This is a genomic window from Acidobacteriota bacterium, from assembly GCA_026707545.1.
Taxonomy (GTDB): Bacteria; Acidobacteriota; Thermoanaerobaculia; order Multivoradales; family Multivoraceae; genus Multivorans.
In genome coordinates, this window is record JAPOWR010000003.1 from 63,077 (window position 1) to 79,091 (window position 16,015).

12 protein-coding genes are annotated in these 16,015 nt (G+C 67.6%); 6 read left to right on the forward strand and 6 right to left on the reverse strand.

Going from position 1 to position 16,015, the window contains the following annotated elements:
• Window positions 1-13 precede the first annotated feature (13 nt).
• The 4 genes from OXG83_14615 to OXG83_14630 are packed head-to-tail and all read left to right on the forward strand — an operon-like array spanning window position 14 to window position 4,260.
• A complete protein-coding gene (locus tag OXG83_14615) occupies window positions 14-1,240 on the forward strand; it encodes an acyl-CoA dehydrogenase family protein (protein MCY3966266.1) in 1,227 nt (408 codons plus the stop codon).
• Window positions 1,237-2,655 (forward strand): PQQ-binding-like beta-propeller repeat protein, encoded by a 1,419-nt coding sequence (locus OXG83_14620; GenBank protein MCY3966267.1) that lies wholly within the window; start codon window positions 1,237-1,239, stop codon window positions 2,653-2,655. The genes OXG83_14615 and OXG83_14620 overlap by 4 nt, the downstream gene beginning before the upstream one ends.
• A 32-nt stretch (window positions 2,656-2,687) precedes the next feature.
• Window positions 2,688-3,803 (forward strand): phytanoyl-CoA dioxygenase family protein, encoded by a 1,116-nt coding sequence (locus OXG83_14625; protein MCY3966268.1) that lies wholly within the window; start codon window positions 2,688-2,690, stop codon window positions 3,801-3,803.
• 13 nt (window positions 3,804-3,816) lie between these two features.
• Complete coding sequence (locus tag OXG83_14630) at window positions 3,817-4,260, forward strand: hypothetical protein (GenBank protein ID MCY3966269.1); 444 nt, start codon at window positions 3,817-3,819, stop codon at window positions 4,258-4,260.
• A 13-nt stretch (window positions 4,261-4,273) separates the two neighbouring features.
• On the opposite strand, the gene OXG83_14635 is transcribed toward OXG83_14630, so the two are convergent.
• A complete protein-coding gene (locus OXG83_14635; protein MCY3966270.1) occupies window positions 4,274-5,473 on the reverse strand; it encodes a hypothetical protein in 1,200 nt (399 codons plus the stop codon).
• Window positions 5,474-5,821: 348 nt separating this feature from the next.
• Between OXG83_14635 and OXG83_14640 the strand changes: the two genes are divergently transcribed.
• Complete coding sequence (locus tag OXG83_14640) at window positions 5,822-8,509, forward strand: carboxypeptidase regulatory-like domain-containing protein (GenBank protein MCY3966271.1); 2,688 nt, start codon at window positions 5,822-5,824, stop codon at window positions 8,507-8,509.
• Here OXG83_14640 and OXG83_14645 read toward each other — a convergent pair.
• A complete protein-coding gene (locus tag OXG83_14645; protein ID MCY3966272.1) occupies window positions 8,506-9,330 on the reverse strand; it encodes a phytanoyl-CoA dioxygenase family protein in 825 nt (274 codons plus the stop codon). The two genes, OXG83_14640 and OXG83_14645, sit on opposite strands and share 4 nt — an antisense overlap.
• Window positions 9,331-9,484: 154 nt before the next feature.
• On the opposite strand from OXG83_14645, the gene OXG83_14650 reads away from it, so the two are divergent.
• Complete coding sequence (locus tag OXG83_14650; GenBank protein MCY3966273.1) at window positions 9,485-10,684, forward strand: DUF4143 domain-containing protein; 1,200 nt, start codon at window positions 9,485-9,487, stop codon at window positions 10,682-10,684.
• Between the two features lie 12 nt (window positions 10,685-10,696).
• Here OXG83_14650 and OXG83_14655 read toward each other — a convergent pair whose 3' ends face one another.
• Genes OXG83_14655 through OXG83_14670 form a run of 4 tightly spaced genes read right to left on the reverse strand, consistent with a single transcriptional unit; the run spans window position 10,697 to window position 16,012 of the window.
• Window positions 10,697-10,912, reverse strand: coding sequence for a DUF2283 domain-containing protein (locus OXG83_14655; GenBank protein MCY3966274.1), 216 nt, complete (start codon window positions 10,910-10,912; stop codon window positions 10,697-10,699).
• Window positions 10,909-11,160, reverse strand: coding sequence for a hypothetical protein (locus tag OXG83_14660; protein MCY3966275.1), 252 nt, complete (start codon window positions 11,158-11,160; stop codon window positions 10,909-10,911). The genes OXG83_14655 and OXG83_14660 overlap by 4 nt, the downstream gene beginning before the upstream one ends.
• Window positions 11,161-11,165: 5 nt before the next feature.
• Entirely contained in the window at window positions 11,166-12,929 is a 1,764-nt protein-coding gene (locus tag OXG83_14665; GenBank protein ID MCY3966276.1) for a DUF885 domain-containing protein, read from the reverse strand.
• Window positions 12,926-16,012 (reverse strand): efflux RND transporter permease subunit, encoded by a 3,087-nt coding sequence (locus OXG83_14670; GenBank protein MCY3966277.1) that lies wholly within the window; start codon window positions 16,010-16,012, stop codon window positions 12,926-12,928. The genes OXG83_14665 and OXG83_14670 overlap by 4 nt, the downstream gene beginning before the upstream one ends.
• Window positions 16,013-16,015: the final 3 nt, after the last annotated feature.

Genomic DNA, 16,015 nt, shown 5'->3' on the forward strand with positions numbered 1-16,015 from the left:
AAGAGGAAAGACGATGATCGATTTCGAGATTCCAGCAGAGACCAAGGCGGTGCGCGCCAAGGTGCGCGACTTCGTTCAGAACGAGTGCATCCCGGCCGAAGGGGGATGCACTCCCGAGAACTTCGACGAAGTGCTGGCCGAGCTGCGCAAGAAGGCGAGGTCGCAGGGGCTGTGGTGCCCCTTCATTCCGGAGGAACACGGCGGCATGGGTCTGAAGCCGCTGGCCAATGCGCTGGTCCAGATGGAGCTCGGCGAGAGCTTCCTCGGAGCGCTCTCCCTCAACACGCAGGGTCCCGACGATGCGACCATGCTGACGTTGCTCGAGAACGGCACCGAGGACCAGAAGGAGCGCTTCCTGAAGCCGCTGTTGGCGGGCGAGAAGCGCATCTGCTACTCGATGACCGAGCGAGCCGCCGGCGCGGACGCCACGGGCATGCAGACCTCGGCCGTACTCGACGGTGACAACTATGTGCTGAACGGCGAGAAGTGGTTCAGCTCCTCCGCGAGCGTCGCCGACGTCGCCCTGGTCATGGCGAAGACCGATCCCGACGTCGCCCGCCACCGGCAGTTCTCGACCTTTCTCGTCGAGCTGCCGAACCCCGGCTACAGGATCATCCGCGACATCGAGACGATGCAGCCGCACACCGAACTCGGCCTGAAACTCGGAGGCTCGCACTCGGAGATCCGCATCGAGAACCTGATCGTCCCGAAGGAGAACCTCCTCGGTGGCCGCGGCCAGGGCTTCGCGATGGGCCAGCATCGCCTCGCCTACGGGCGGCTGCGACACGGCATGCACAACGTGGCGAGGGCGCAGCGCGCACTCGATCTCGCCGTCGGCCACGCCGTGAAGCGGGTGACCTTCGGCAAGCGCCTCGCCGACCGCCAGGGGGTTCGCTGGATGCTCGCCGACTGCGCCGCCGAGCTCTACAAGGCCCGGCTCATGCTGCTCCACATCGCCTACAAGGCGGAGAACGGCATGGACCTGCGCAACGAGAACGGCATCGCCAAGGTCTTCCTCGCCAACATGGTGCACCAGGTGGTCGACACCGCGCTCCAGCTCCACGGCGCCCTGGGCTACAGCATGGACACGCCGCTGGCCGGCTGGTATCGCGCCGTCCGCGCGCAGCGTCTGGTCGACGGGCCGGACGAGGTCCATCGCTGGCGCACCGGCAAGAACGTCGTGCAGGCGTTCGAGGCGCACGGCACCTGCGCTTCGGCCTGCGGCGGCGATCTGCTTTGATCCTGACCGCTCTTGCCCTCTCGTCACTCGCCTGGGCGGAGACCACCGAGTGGTCGCGATTCCGGGGGCCGAACGGCGGGGGCGCCATCGAGGCGGGCGCCCTGCCGGTCGAAGTGGGCCCCGACCGCAACCTCCTCTGGCGGACCGAACTCCCGGCCGGCGACTCGTCGCCGGTCCTGAGCGCGGACCGGATCTTCCTGACCGCCGCGGAAGGCGAAGCGCTCTACACGATCGCCCTCGACCGCGAGACCGGATCGGAGCTCTGGCGGCGCGAGGCGCCGAGGCCGCGGACCGAGACGCTCGACAACCGCAACGGACCGGCGTCGCCGTCGCCCGTCACGGACGGCGAGCGCGTCTGGGTCTTCTTCGGCGACTTCGGCCTGCTCTGCTACACGGTCGACGGCGAAGAGCTCTGGCGCCATCCTCTCGGTCCCTTCGACAACATCTACGGCATGGGCGCCTCTCCGATCCTCGCCGCGGGCAACGTGGTCCTCGTGGTCGACCAGCAGCAGGGCTCCCACGTCCTGGCCGTGAACGCCGGGTCCGGCGAACTGGCATGGCGCACCGAGCGGCCTGCCGCCACAAGCGGCCATTCGACGCCCGTCCTCCACCATCCCGACGGCGGCGAACTCCAGGTCGTCGTGCCGGGTTCGTTCTTTCTCACCAGCTATTCGGCCGAGACGGGCGAGCGGCTCTGGTGGGTGCGCGGTCTCTCGTTCGAGATGAAATCGACCCCGGCGATCGAGGATGGCGTCCTCTTCATCAACGGCTACGCCATGCCCCTGAACGAAGAAGGGCGTCACGTCCAACTCGAGCCCTTCCCGGACATCGTCGCCGCGCACGACGGCGACGGGGACGGGATGATCTCCAGGGAGGAGGCGCCGGAGGGCCTGGTTCGCAGCTCCCTCTCCTTCTTCGATCTGGGGCGCGACGGCCGCCTCGACGAAGACGACTGGACGTACTTCCAGGCGGCGCTCGACAGCCGCAACGGAATCCTCGCCGTCGAGCTACCGAAGGCTGGCCTGCGAGGGGATCTCACGGCCAGTCACGTACGGTGGACCTATCACCGCAAGATCCCCCAGCTCCCGTCGCCCATCGTCGACGACGGAGTTCTCCTCATGGTCGACGACAGTGGCATCACGACGACGCTCCGCTCCGCGACGGGAGAGGTGATCGAGCAGAGCCGCCTCAAGGGAGCCGTTGACAGCTTCTACGCCTCGCCGATCGTGGCCGACGACAAGTTCTACCTGCTGTCGAGATCTGGCAAGCTCGTCGTGCTGCCGAACGATGGCTCTCTCGAGCCGCTGGCCGTCTCGGATCTCGACGACCTGGCGACGGCAACGCCGGCGATCGACGGAACGACGATGTACCTCCGCACACGGAGCGCACTATGGGCCTTTCAAGCGACTCAGTAGCGGCGCCGACTCGGGCGCAACACGCGGCCGGCATGGCGGCATACCAGGAAGAGGGGCTGCGCCTCGCCGCCGAGATCGGCAACCGCGGGCCGATTCGGCTGACCGACGGCGGCAGGCTCCATCCGGACATCCTGGGGGCGTTCTGGAAGCACGGATTCTACGTCTTCGAAGGAGTCATCGACGGCGACGAGTTGGCCGAGCTGCGCCGCGACGCCAACGAGATGCTGGAGCGCGCGCCGGTGGGTCCGGACGCGGAAGTGGACGCGCGAGGGCGTCCGGCCTTGGGGCTCGACTACGCCCGCCGGCCGTATCTCTTCACCAAGCCTCTGGCCGACCCCTGGGGCGGCACCGAGCTTCTCGGTGGACGCCACCCGACGCAGATGACACAGCCCCGACCTGCGGAGGACGCACCCGCGGAGGTGGTCTTCCTGATGGGTTCCATGTGCCAGGCGATGCCCTCCGGGCTGCGGCTCTATGGCCACCCGCACCTCCTCGCCATCGCCGCGGCGATCAACGGCGACGACTTCGTGCCCTTCAACGATGCGATCTTCGTCAAGCAGCCGGGTCTCGGCGGTTCCGTGTCGTGGCACCAGGACGGCGTCACCCACTGGGGTTCTCCGGACTGGGACGAAGGCATCCACGGCTTCAACTTCCAGGTGCAGCTCTATCCCACGACTCCGGCGAGCTGTCTCTGGATCGTGCCCGGCACGCACAAGCTCGGGAAGATCGACATCAAGGCGCGGGTCGAAGCGAACGGACGAAGCGAGAAGCTCCCCGGCGCCCTTCCGCTCGTCTGCAGCGCCGGCGACGTCACGATCGTCAACCGCCAGATGCTCCACGCCTCGTTCGCCAACACTTCGGCGGACCTCCGCATCTCGCTCACCTTCGGCTTCCACCGCCGCAAGTCGGTCGAGGGGCAGAAGGGCGCTCTCGGCGTCGAGGCCGACGAGGTCGTCTACGACGCCCAGCGCATCTTCGATCGCTCGTCGGTCATCGCCGTGGCGATCGACGCCCGCCGCCAGCACCGGCCCGGGGAGCCGTCGTTCGTCTACGAGCCGTTCGCCGGTCTCGAGGACGACTTCCGCTTCAACGACGAGACGTTCGAGCGGGTGATCCGCGACTACAATCTGAACGATCTGGCGATCTAGGGAGGAGGAAGCGATGTCGAAGACGATCGTGATCTACGTTGTGGGATGCGTACTGCTGCTAGGCGGCGTAGCACTCATGGTGGGAACGGGCTACATTGCCGTATCACTGGGAGTGGAGAGCCCCGTACCGGCGATCGGTGCGACCGATTTGACAGCCTTCATGGAGTTCTTCCGGCAGCTTACGTTCATTCGCATGTTCGCAGTAGCCGCGATCGGCTTCTCGGCCATCTGCTTCTGGGCCGGAAGTCAGCTCACGCCGACTCAGCAGACTTCTTTCCTGGGCCTCCTGGTTGGGGTCTTCGCGGTGATGGGCGCGATGGCGGTCGCGCAGCAGGTCGCCATCTGGAATCGTGGAACTGGATGGGCCCTCGTGGGAGTCCTGTGTGCTCTGCTGCTCACGAGCCTTGCCGCTGTCGTCTACGAGAAGGCCACGAGGCGCCGTCTAGCAAGCGCCTGAACCAACCGGCGATCTAGCCGTCCGCCGCGACGTAGTCGACGAGGCCGTTCAGCATCTCGTCGGTGGACTCCAAGCCCCAGGTGACATCGACCGTCGGGTCGGGGTTCTCGGGGTTGCCGGCCGAGTTGTCGAAGGAGGCCTTCACACGGACTCGCGTCCCGGCCGGTAGCCGGATCGGCTCGGCCAACTGGTAGGTCGTCTGCCAGTGGAAGTCGTAGTGGCTGACCCCGAGCAGGTCCCTGGTGCTGCCGTCAGGAAGCTCCGCGCTGAAGAACATGGACTTTCCGCGGTAGTGCATGTGCGGCGTGAACGCGTGAAGCAGGACGTCTTCCTCGAAAACACGGCTCGCCTCCGCTTCGTAGTTCGGGTCGCCCGCCGGGATGTTGATGCCGGCGTTCCAGACCGGCAGCGTGACCAGTTCCTTCTCGACTTCCTCGGGTTCGGCGAACCAAAGACCGATGCGGGTCCTGTCGGTCGCCGCCTCGCCCCTCGGGTGGTAGTGGAAGTCGCCGATCATCTTGCGGTCCTTCTGCAGCAGGCGGGCGGACCCCGCCGGGAACTGGTAGGGCTTGGCGCCCGCCGTCCAGGCCGCCATCCAGCTTTCCTGGTAGGCCGCGCCTTCGGCGGCCCGCCAGAGAATGAAGTGATGGAGCACCTTGCGGTCTCCCGGCTGAATCTCGATCGCGCGGATCCAGCGATCCTCCTCGAAGCCGGTCGTGATGGGCACGTCCCGAAACTCGTCCTGTCCGGCCGGCGCCACCTCGTAGGGATCGAACTCAAGCACCCAGTCCGGTTCGCCGAACGTCCACTCACCCGCGGCCTTCGGCTGCTCGTAGGCCGGTTCGTCGCCCTCGCCGCGGGGCGCGCCGTTCGTTGCCCATCGGGTGATCGCCGCGATCTCGTCGTCGCTCAGGCTGATGTCGTTGGACCACGGCCCGTAACCCGGGTCGGCGTCCCAGGGCGGCATGTCCCGGCTCTCGACCGCGCGGGCGATGGACCGGGCCCACGGCCGAACCTCGCGGTACGTGCGCAGCGACATCGGCCCGATCTCGTCGGGCTGGTGGCAGGAGACGCACCTGGCGTGGAGGATCGGCGCCACGTCGTCGACGAAGGTGGGCTGATCGATGTTGGGGCCGGCCGCGACGGCCGGCGCCACGAAGAGAATGGCGGCCGCAGCCGCCACGAGGCGGACCACGCGCGTGGCTTGGTGCATCAAGCGCTCTCCGAAGGTGTTCGGAAGGGTGGAGCTTGGGAGTGCTCAGGACAATCCTACCCCGGGGCGCGCGCCCACGCTGCTCCTGGCCTGCAGTCAGCGATACGACTTGACCGGGGGCAGCCGCGCCCCCGTCTCGCCCGGCGGCTTCTCGCCGGCGACGACCACACTTCCGCCGACGTTGCTTCGTAGTACAGTGTTTGAGACTTCCAACAGGGTTTTCCGTGCCCTCCGCTCCCGATCAAGGCGAGAGCGCACGTTTGGCCTAGCAGTTTCCATCACGCGGCCCGGCGGCGGCCCTAACAGGAAACGCCGATCAACGGGTCGCAGACTCTGGAGGGGAGAATCGTGAGAGCCACCGCCATCAGGTCCTCCATCTGGACCTTCGCCATCGCCATCTGCACATGGCCGCTTCTGGCCGACGGACCGCAGACATCGACCATCGACGGCACGATAACCGACGCCCAGGGTGACGGCCTGCCCGGTGTCACCGTGACCCTGACCGGCCCTCAGAACACGAGGAGCGAGATCACCGATGCCAACGGCGACTATCGCTTCGCCCTTCTCCAGTCGGGTAGCTACATGGTCACCGCCGACCTCGAGGGCCTGGGCTCGGTCGAGCGCGCCGTCGTCCTCGAGCTGGGGAAGCGCGAGGACGTCGACCTCACTCTCGGGGCCACGGCGGAGGAGATCACCGTCACCTCAGAGGCGGCGCTGGTCACGAAGTACGACACCGGCGCCGTCACCGCCCTCGGGGAAGAGGCGCTCGAGCACATCCCCCAAGCCACGCGGAATTACTGGTCGAACATGAAGCTGATGGCCGGTGTCGTGTCTTACAGGCAGGAGTTCGATCAGGGACCCGGGGTCAACGGCGGCATCGCCCAGGAGAACGTCGTCTTCATCGACGGCGTCGACATCTCCCACAATCGGCGCGGCGGCGAAATGAGCTTCTACATGCCGTCGACCGTGATCACCGAGAACCGCATGGAGTCCGCCGGGTTCAGCGCCGAGTACGGCCGGGGGGTCAGCGGGGTGATGAACACGACGATCAAGACCGGCACCAACGAATTCCACGGCGACTTCCTCTACATCGGCCAGAACCCGGCGTGGCGCGCCGAGAACTGGCTCGAGATCGAGCGCCCGGACTCCATGATCAGCAGCTACGAGAGCGGTCTCGGCGGGCCGCTCTTCCGGAACAAGGCCTGGTTCTACGGATCCCTCAGCGAGATGAACGACAACGCGCTCGACCGGACTCGCGAGGGCGATCTGGTCGACGTCAACCGCGAGGCGAAGCCGCTCGTTGCCAAGGTCAACACCCAGCCCAACGACCGCCACCAGCTTGCGTTGACCTGGATCGACTCCCCGTCAGGCCGCCTCAACCCGCCCGGCACCGCGGCCGACGTCTACTCGATCACCAGGAACAGTTGGAACAACAGAATCCAGACCCTGACCTGGAGCTTCGCCCTGACCGGCTCGGCATTCCTCGAGGTCAAGGCCGCCAACCGCGAGCTCACGACCGCGCGCATCGGTTCCCCGCCGGCCCCGATCCTTCCCGACGCGCTTCCCGACGATCCCGACGGCAACGACTTTCGCTACCGCGACCTTGCCGACGGTCTGCGCTACAACGCTCCCGTGCAGCGCCTGGGCGCTGGAGGAAACGACTTCCCGCGCGATCAGGCGAATGCCTCGCTGACCTTCTTCAGAGGCAAGCACGAGTTCAAGGCCGGCATCGACGTCCAGGACGTCACCTTTGCGACGATCACGAGTATCGGCACGGAGTACCGCGGCCGCGGCTACAGCCGTTCGTTGCCGGGCGGCTACGCGACCCCGATCAACAAGCGGGTCTTCGACTGCCCCGTTCCCTGCAACACCGCTTTCACCAGCGGCATAGGTGCCGCCTATGTCCAGGACCGGATCACGGTCGGTGACCACCTCACCGTCAGCCTCGGCCTGCGCCAGGACACCCAGGACATCAACAACAACCTCGACCAGGAAGTCATGGACTACCAGAAGGTGGCGCCCCGCCTGTCGGCGGTCTACGACCTCAACGCCGACGGCAGGATGCTGGTCAAGGCATCCGCCGGCCGCTACTACGACTACATCGGCCTCGGTGTCGTCTTCACGGAGTTCACGGCCGGCGCCAATGGTGAGAACGCCTACACGCAGTACGGGTGGAATCCGGAGACGGGGCTCTACGACGTCTTCCAGCGCCGCGTCGAGCCCCGTGACCCCCTGGCCTCCTCCGTCGAGCCCTACTACAAGGACGAGATCTCGGTGGGCTTCGACTGGCAGTTCTCGAACAACTGGGTCTTCAAGTCGCGCGTGACCTCGTGGGAGATGGAGAACATGTTCCACAGCACTCTGCAGTTCGACGAGCAGGGCGCGGTCGTTCGCGACCTGAGAAACTGGCCGCAGAACAGACGCCAGTACGAGGGCATCCTGCTCCAGCTCAACCGCGCGTTTCGCAACGACTGGTCGTTGCAGATGAACTACGCGAGGGACTGGAACGAAGGTAACAACGAGTCCCGCAACGACAACGACGACCACCTGGAAGGCTTTGGCGGCATTGAGGTTTCAACCGGGATTCTCAATCCCACCAGTGGCCCCAACTGGTTCGGACCCATCAGCTACCAGCGGGACTACCTCGTCAACGTCATTGGCATGAAGGTCTGGAGGTTCGGCCGCCATGACCTGATGACCAGTCTCAGCGCGCACCTGGCCGACGGCGAGCCGTGGGGATTGCAGCCCGCCACCCAGGTCAGGCACCCGGTGTCCGGCCAGACGATCACCACGACGACCCTCCGCGAGACGAGGGGCACGAACAAGCTCGACGACTTCTTCACGCTCAACGTGAACGCCACCTACCAGTTCCCGATCCGGGGTGGAGTGCAAGGCATCATCGGCGGCGAGGTTGCCAACGTCACGAACGAGCAGGCTCTCGTTCTGATCAACACGAGGAACGGGCGGCCCCACACCAGCCTCTCCACCTACCAGTTGACGCGGGAGTTCCGCCTCAAGGTCGGCGTCCGCTTCTAGGCAGGCGGTCGGCCGGAAACAAGAATAGAGAACTGTCGATCCGGGTCGTTCTGGGGAACGGCCCGGTAGCCGCCGGCGCTCCCGTCAGGCTCCATGCGGCGCGCCCCGTCGGGGGCGAGCTGAACGATGTAGGCCTTCCGGACCTCGGAGGTGAGATTCGGCCCGGTGGCATGCGGAGTGAGTGAGGAGAAGACGACGATGCTGCCGGCTCTCGCCGGCGCGGCGAGCCCTTCGGCGTCCTCGTCCGCGCAGCAGTAGCCGAGGTCGGTGGTCCAGTGCTCGAGGGTGCCGTGGCGATGCAGTCCCGGGAGCACCCGGGGGCAGCCGTTGCTGGTGGTGGCATCGGTCAGTGCGATCCAGCAGGTGAGATAGGCCTGCGGATCGAGGAAGCCGTAGCCGTTGTCCTGGTGCCACGGAAAGGGGGCTGGAACGCTCGGCTTCTTGTAGACCGCCTGGTCCCAGTAGAGCCGGACGTCGGGGCCCACGAGGTCCCATCCGAGATCGCGAAAGAGAGGCCCGGCACAGAAGTCGCGCAGGAGAGTCGAGCGCAGCACGAGGTGGACGGTGAAGGTGATCTCGTCGGCGCGAGCGATGAAGCGACGCCCCTGCGGCAGCTCGCGCAGCGCCGCTTCGGCTTTGGCCTCCCAGGGGTCGATCTCGGCGATCAGGCGCTCGAGCGTGGCGGGCTCGACCGCGTCCTCGAGCACGAAGAAGCCCTGCTCGCTCCACTGGCGGGCCTGCGCGGAGGAGATGCGCCTGTAGGGACCGTCTCTGGGCTCCCAGCGAAAGTCCTCGTTGAGCGGATGGAGCTTCGGCGTCATGTGGCCGCCACGATCAGACCGCGAAGAGGAGGGCTTTCATTGGCACATGAAGGCTACTCCGAGGCTCAGGAGCTGCGCCGGGGCGTGCGTTCCCGAAGTGTACTCCGAGATAGTTCAACTATTTCGGAGTACACTCCGAGATCGGAGGCCAACCGTGTACGCCCGCGAACTCAAGATCGAACTGCCTCCCGGCCAGTCGGCCTTCCTCTGGGGAGCCAGGAAGACCGGAAAGTCCACGCTGATCCAGCGGCAGTTCCCGGAGTCGATTTGCTTCGACCTGCTCGACACGCGCCTGATGCTCGAGTTCACCCGCGCGCCCTGGACCCTCGGTGAACGCATAGCGGCGGCAGAGGGCGCGAGACGCGAACTGCCGATCCTGATCGACGAGGTCCAAAAGGCACCTGCCCTCCTCGACGAAGTGCATCGCCTCATCGAGGCGGAGCGCCTCAGCTTCGTGCTGTGCAGCTCCAGCGCCCGCAAGCTGAAGCGCGGGAGCGCGAACCTGCTCGGCGGCCGCGCTTGGCGCTTCGCGCTTCATCCGCTGACCTGGTGTGAGATTCCCGACTTCGACCTGCTGACCGCCCTGAACCGCGGGCTCGTCCCCGAGCACTACGACTCGGCGCATCATCGCCGCGCGCTGGCCGGGTACGTGGACGACTACCTCAAGGAGGAAGTGTTCGACGAGGGACTGACCCGCAACGCCCCGGCCTTCTCGCGGTTCTTCGAGGCGCTCGCGTTCTGCAACGGCGAAATGCTGAACTACAGCAACGTCGCCCGGGACTGCGGCGTCAGTTCCAAGACCGTCAAGGAGTACTTCCAGATCCTGGTCGACACCCTGCTCGGCGTCCTGGTCGAGCCCTTCAGCCAGCGGCCTTCGCGATCCGTGATCACCGCCGCGCCGAAGTTCTACCTGTTCGACGTGGGCGTAGCGAACCACATCGCGGGCCGGCGCATCGAAAGGGCCGCAGGACCCGAGTTCGGGCGCGCCCTGGAGCACTTCGTCCTGATGGAGCTGCTGGCCTACCGCTCCTACCGCGAGCGCGACTTCCTCATCCGGTTCTGGCGCACGAGGTCCGGCCGCGAGTGCGACTTCGTCCTGGGCCGCGACGGGGACGTGGCGCTCGAAGTGAAGGGTGCCAGCCGGGTACGGCGCACGGACCTCAAGGGCCTGCGAGCGTTCGTCGAGGAGCACGGCCCACGGACGGCCATCGTCGTCTGCAACGAGGACTCGGTCAGACGGACGGACGACGGGATCTGGATTCTGCCGTGGGAGCGTTTCCTGGAGCGCCTCTGGGAGGACGAGGTGGTCGGCGGAGGCGACTTCGTCTCCTCCATGCGCCTCCTGAACTCGTAGATTGACCGGTAGTCAGCCAGCCTTGTAAGCCCTTACGGGCAGCTCTTGAGTCTCCAGGGTCGCCAGCTCAAGGCGTTCGGCGGCATGATCGATGTCAAAGCCGACGACGTTGCCGCTCGCGTCGAAATCCACGTTGAGACCGTCAGCGATCTCCCGGGTTTCCACGCTCGGTTCGCGCCTGAACTCCACGTAGAGGCTGTCCGTGTCGGGGTAGTAGTGCAACTTCATTGCCTGTCCTCACGGTAGCTGCGATCGAGAAACGCGTTGTGGATGGTCTCACCGTCCTCCAAGGTCACGACGCGGAGAATTCGGTCAGCGACCTCGCCGGACAGCCTGATTCTGCCCCAGAAGCGTATGCGGCCGTCCTCCTGGCGTTCGCTCCGCAGCGGGGAGGCGACCACGGCACGGCACAAGTCCACGTCGACGTAGGGGCGCTTGCGCGACACCTGTTCGTCGAAGTAGCGAGTCGTCTTCATCGAAGCTACCCCTGCTGCTCGATCCACCAGTCGATGTGCTCTTCCAGCACCACCATCGGCATGGCGCCGCTGCCGATGACGGCGGCGTGGAAGGCCTTGATGTCGAAGCGGTCGCCGAGTGCCTCCTCGGCCTTCCGGCGCAGGCGGAGGATCTCCAGGTTGCCGATCCGGTAGGCCAGCGCCTGGCCGTGGATGTCGGCTGAGTAGCGCAGGAGTTCCGTGGCGACCTCCACGTCGGAGTAGACGACCCGCGCGCTCATGTACTCGCGGGCGCGCTCCAGGTCCCACCCGAAGTAGTTCATGCCGGTGTCGAGCACCAGGCGGCAGGAGATGAACATCTCCATGACCAGGCGGCCGTAGAGGTCGTAGGCGTTCTCGTACACGCCCATCTCCTTGCCCAGGTTGGCGGCGTACTCGGCCCAGCCCTCGGTGAAGGCGCCGTAGCCGATCGTCTCGCGGCGGAAGCGGGGCAGGTCCTCGCGCTCGTTGGCCAGCGCGAGCTGGAAATGATGGCCCGGGATCAGCTCGTGGTAGATCAGCCCCTGGGCCGAGAACAGGGACCGGTTCTCGAGGTCGGAACCGTTGTAGCGGTACTCGCCCCGCGGGTTGACGGACGTCGGAAGCTGGTAGACGCCGAAGGTCATCGTCGCCTCGGACGTCGGATCGAGACGGCGGACGCCGTACGGCGCCTCCGGCAGCACGTCGAAGTAGTCGGCGATGTGGGGCTCGATCTTCTCGATGTAGCCCATGTAGCGCTCCTCGACCTCTTCGGGCGACGCAGCGATGAAGCGCGGGTCGGCGCGGACCTGGTCCAGGAACTCCTTCATCGCGGTCTCTTCGGACGCGGCCTCGAAACCGATCTCCTCGCGCAGCGCGGCGAGTTCCGCTTCGATCTGCGCCACCTGGTCCAGGCCGAGCTCGTGGATCTCCTCGGGCGTGAGGTCGGTCGTCGTGTGCAGCCGCACCCGGTGGACGTAGAGGTCGCGGCCGCCGGGCACCGTGCCGAGCCCGACCTGCTCCGGCGCCGCCTCCAGGTAGTCGTCGCCGAGCTCGGCGACCAGGCGGGCGAACTGTGCGTCAATTCCCGTCCCGACCGCCTCGCGGACCTGGTCCAGGAAGTCGCCGGCCCCGTCGCCGGCGCGCTCGGCGGCCGGCACGAAGAGCTCTTCGAGGCGACCCCGGTAGCCCTCGAACATCCCGACCACGGCCGGGACCTGGGCCTTGGGCAGGTAGATGCCCCGCTCCTTCTGGCCGGCGACCTTGTCGGCGAGTTGCCCGATTCCCTGGGCGTACTCGTCGAGCAGATGGAGATAGTGGGCGCGCTCCTCATCGCTTCCGACCGGAGCGGCGCCGAGCACCTGGTGGAGGATGTTCAGGCTGAAGCCACCGGCCGCGTAGGGCGTGATGTTGAAGTCCGCCCAGTAGTGCTCCGGCGCCTCGACCAGCATGCCGAGGTTCCAGCGCAGCAGCCGGAGGGAGATCCAGTCCTCGTGGTCGACCGCCTCCTCGGCGACCCCAGCCAGCCGGTCGAGCAGGTCCTGGCCGAAGGCCGCGTCCGCCTCGGCTGCTTCGAGCGTCCAGTCCGGGAAGTCCTCCACCTTCTCCCCGCGCCGGAACTTGAGGTACGGGTCGCGGGCGGCGACGAACTCGAGGTACTCGTCGCCGGCGGCGGCGATGAGGTCCGCGTCGGAGGCGCCGTCGACGGTGATCTCGACGTTGCAGGCGGCGAGCAGGGGGAGGACGAGGACGGCGGCGGCCAGGCGACTCATGACCGTCTAGCGTAGAGCACCGGCACCACGACGAGGTTCAGGAACGTCGACGTCAACAGTCCGCCGAGGATGACCTGGGCCATCGGGCTCAGGATCTCGTTGCCCGGCTCGCCCGCGCCGAGCACCAGCGGCACCAGCGCCAGCCCGGCCGTCAGCGCGGTCATCAGGATCGGCGCCATCCGCTCCTCCGAACCGCGCCGCACGGCTTCCTGAAGCGGCAGCCCCTCGCCGAGCAGCCGTCGATAGTTGCTGACCAGCAGGACCCCGTTGCGGGTCGCGATCCCGAACAGGGTGACGAAGCCGACCACGGTCGCCAGCGACAGGACGCCGCCTCCCAGCGCCACCGCGACGACGCCGCCGACTAGGGCCAGCGGCACGTTGACGAGCATCGCCAGGGTGTCGCGGTGGCTGCCGAACTCGATGTAGAGCAGGCCGTACATCCCGACCAGGATCAGCACGACCAGCAGGCCCATCGTGTAGACGCGGCGGCCGGCCTCCTCGAACTGCCCGCCGAAGGTCACCAGGTAGCCGGCCGGCAGGTCGACTTCGGCGGCGACCGCGGCCTCGGCCCGCTCCACCGTGCCAACGAGGTCGGCGCCTTCCACGTTGGCGGTCACCATCGCCACCCGCTGGGCGTTCTCCCGCCGGATGAGGGACGGACCGAGCGCGTGCCGCACCTCGGCGACCGCGCCAAGTCGAATCAGATCCCCGGCCGGCGTCGAGACCGGCAGGGCGGCGACCCGGTCCGCTTCGGCCCGCAGGCCCGGCGGCAGCCGGACGGCGACGTCGGACGCCAGGCCCTCCTCCACGATCTCGCCGACGACGACGCCCTGAAACAGCGCCTCCACCGCCTCGCCGACGTCCGCGAGGCTCAAACCGTACCGGGCCATCGCCGTGCGATCGAAGTCGACGACCATCTGGGGCACCGGCGACTGCTCCTGGTTCGACAGGTCGACGATGCCGGTCACGGCCGCGAGGACCTGTTCGATCCGTGCGGCCAGCGTCCGCAACACCGCCAGATCGGGTCCTTCGACCTTCACCGCCAGGTTGGTTCGGGAGCCCGAGATCATGTGGTCGATCCGGTGGCTGATCGGCTGCCCGAAGGAGACGGTGACCGCGGGTATCCCGGCCACCGCGCGGCGCATCCCGGCGACCAGCTCGTCCTTCGAGCGGCCGTCTTCGAGCGGCGCCAGCACGACCTCCATCTCGGAGGCGTTGACCCCCTGGACGTGCTCGTCCTTCTCGGCGCGGCCCGTCCGCCGGCTGGTCGAGACGACCTCCGGGAAGGCGAGCAGCGCCTCCTCGACCCGGCTGCCCAGCCGATCGCTCTCGGCGAGCGGGATGCCGGGCGGGCTGACCACGGACACGGTGAGCGACCCCTCGTTGAAGGCCGGCAGGAAGCTGCGGCCCAGGCCAGGCAGAAGCGCCGCCGCGACGACCACCAGCAGGGCCGCCGAAGACAGCACTACCCAGCGATGCGAGAAGCACCAGTCGAGGGTCGGCGAGTAGGCCCACTGGAAGGCGCGCAGCAGCCAAGGCGGGCGCGACCTCAGCGCCCGCGCCCGGCCCAGGAACAGCACGGCGAGCACTGGCGTGACGGTCAGCGCCACCACCAGCGAGGCGGCGAGCGCCGCGATGAAGGCGAGGCCGAGCGGCCGCAGCAGGCGGCCCTCCAGCCCCGGCAGGAAGAAGATCGGCACGAAGACGAGGACGACGATCAGGGTGGCCAGGAGGATCGGGCTCAGCACCTCCCGGGTGGCGGCCGCGACGACCTCTTCGGACGGCCGGCGCTCGCCCTCCGGCAGGCGTCGCTCGTCCCTCATCCGGCGGAAGATGTTCTCGATCGCGATGATCGCGTCGTCCACCAGCAGGCCGATGGCGATCGACAGGCCGCCCAGCGTCATCGTGTCGATCTGCAGGCCGAAGGCCGCGATCACGAGAATCCCGGTGACCAGGGAGAGCGGGATCGCGAACGCTGAAATGAACGTGGTGCGGACGCTGCCGAGGAAGAGCGCCAGGATGACGATGACGAGGATCGCCCCGTCGCGAAGCGCCTCGGCGACGTTGCCGATCGCCACCTCGATGAAGTCCGCCTGGCGGAAGTTCTCGCTTTCGAGCACCACGCCCCGCGGCAGCACCGGCTGCAGCCGGGCGAGCGTGTCATCGATGGCGCGGGTCAGGTCCAGCGTGTTCGCGCCCGGCTGCTTCTGCACGGAGAGGATGACCGCCGGCCGGTTGCGGTAGGAGCCGGTCCCGCGCGCCGGCGCCGGCCCCCACTCGACCTCCGCCACGTCGCCGACCCGCAGCGGGATCCCGCCGTCGACCCGCACGACGGCCGCGGCCACTTCGTCCGGAGTGCGGGCCCGGCTGCGCACGCGGACGATGTGCTCCTCGCCGGCCTCCACGTGAAAGCCGGCCGCCAGGCCGCGGCTGGACTTCGCCACGGCGTCGACGACATCGGCGAGCGGGAGGCCGTTCTGTGCCAAGGCGGTCGGCCGCACCGTGACCTGAAGCTGCCGCCGTTCGCCGCCGATGGGGACCACCTGGGACACGCCCGGGATCGACAGGAGGTTGCGGCGGATGACCGTTTCGGCGACTCGCCGCAACTCCATGGCGCTGACGCCGCCTTCCTCCACCGGCGCGGTCGTCATCGCGATGAACGTGATCTCGCCCATGATCGAGGAGATCGGCCCGAGTTCCGGCCTCTCCGCCTGCGCCGGGAGGTCGACGCGCTGCAGCCGCTCGCTGACGACCTGACGGGCGCGGTAGATGTCCGTGCCCCACTCGAACTCGACCCAGGCCACCGAGATCCCGTCGGCCGAGATCGAACGCAGCCGCCGCACGCCCGGCGACCCGTTGATCGCGGACTCGACCGCGTACGTCACCAGGAGCTCGACCTCCTCCGCGGCCATCCCCGGGGCCTCCGTGATCACGGTCACGGTGGGCGCCGAGAGATCGGGGAAGATGTCGACCGGCAGGTTCAGGATCCACGCCGCACCGACCACGGTCAGGAGCGCGGCCCCCGCGACCACCAGCAGGCGGTGCCGCAGGGAGAACCGAAGCAGTCGTTCGAGGGGTCCCACTCC

Coding starts and splice junctions, on each gene's coding strand:
- OXG83_14625 (MCY3966268.1), top strand. CDS start 2,688: ATGGCGGCATACCAGGAAGAGGGGCTGCGCCTCGCCGCCGAGATCGGC.
- OXG83_14660 (MCY3966275.1), bottom strand. CDS start 11,160: ATGAAGACGACTCGCTACTTCGACGAACAGGTGTCGCGCAAGCGCCCC.
- OXG83_14655 (MCY3966274.1), bottom strand. CDS start 10,912: ATGAAGTTGCACTACTACCCCGACACGGACAGCCTCTACGTGGAGTTC.
- OXG83_14665 (MCY3966276.1), bottom strand. CDS start 12,929: ATGAGTCGCCTGGCCGCCGCCGTCCTCGTCCTCCCCCTGCTCGCCGCC.
- OXG83_14630 (MCY3966269.1), top strand. CDS start 3,817: ATGTCGAAGACGATCGTGATCTACGTTGTGGGATGCGTACTGCTGCTA.
- OXG83_14615 (MCY3966266.1), top strand. CDS start 14: ATGATCGATTTCGAGATTCCAGCAGAGACCAAGGCGGTGCGCGCCAAG.
- OXG83_14645 (MCY3966272.1), bottom strand. CDS start 9,330: ATGACGCCGAAGCTCCATCCGCTCAACGAGGACTTTCGCTGGGAGCCC.
- OXG83_14635 (MCY3966270.1), bottom strand. CDS start 5,473: ATGCACCAAGCCACGCGCGTGGTCCGCCTCGTGGCGGCTGCGGCCGCC.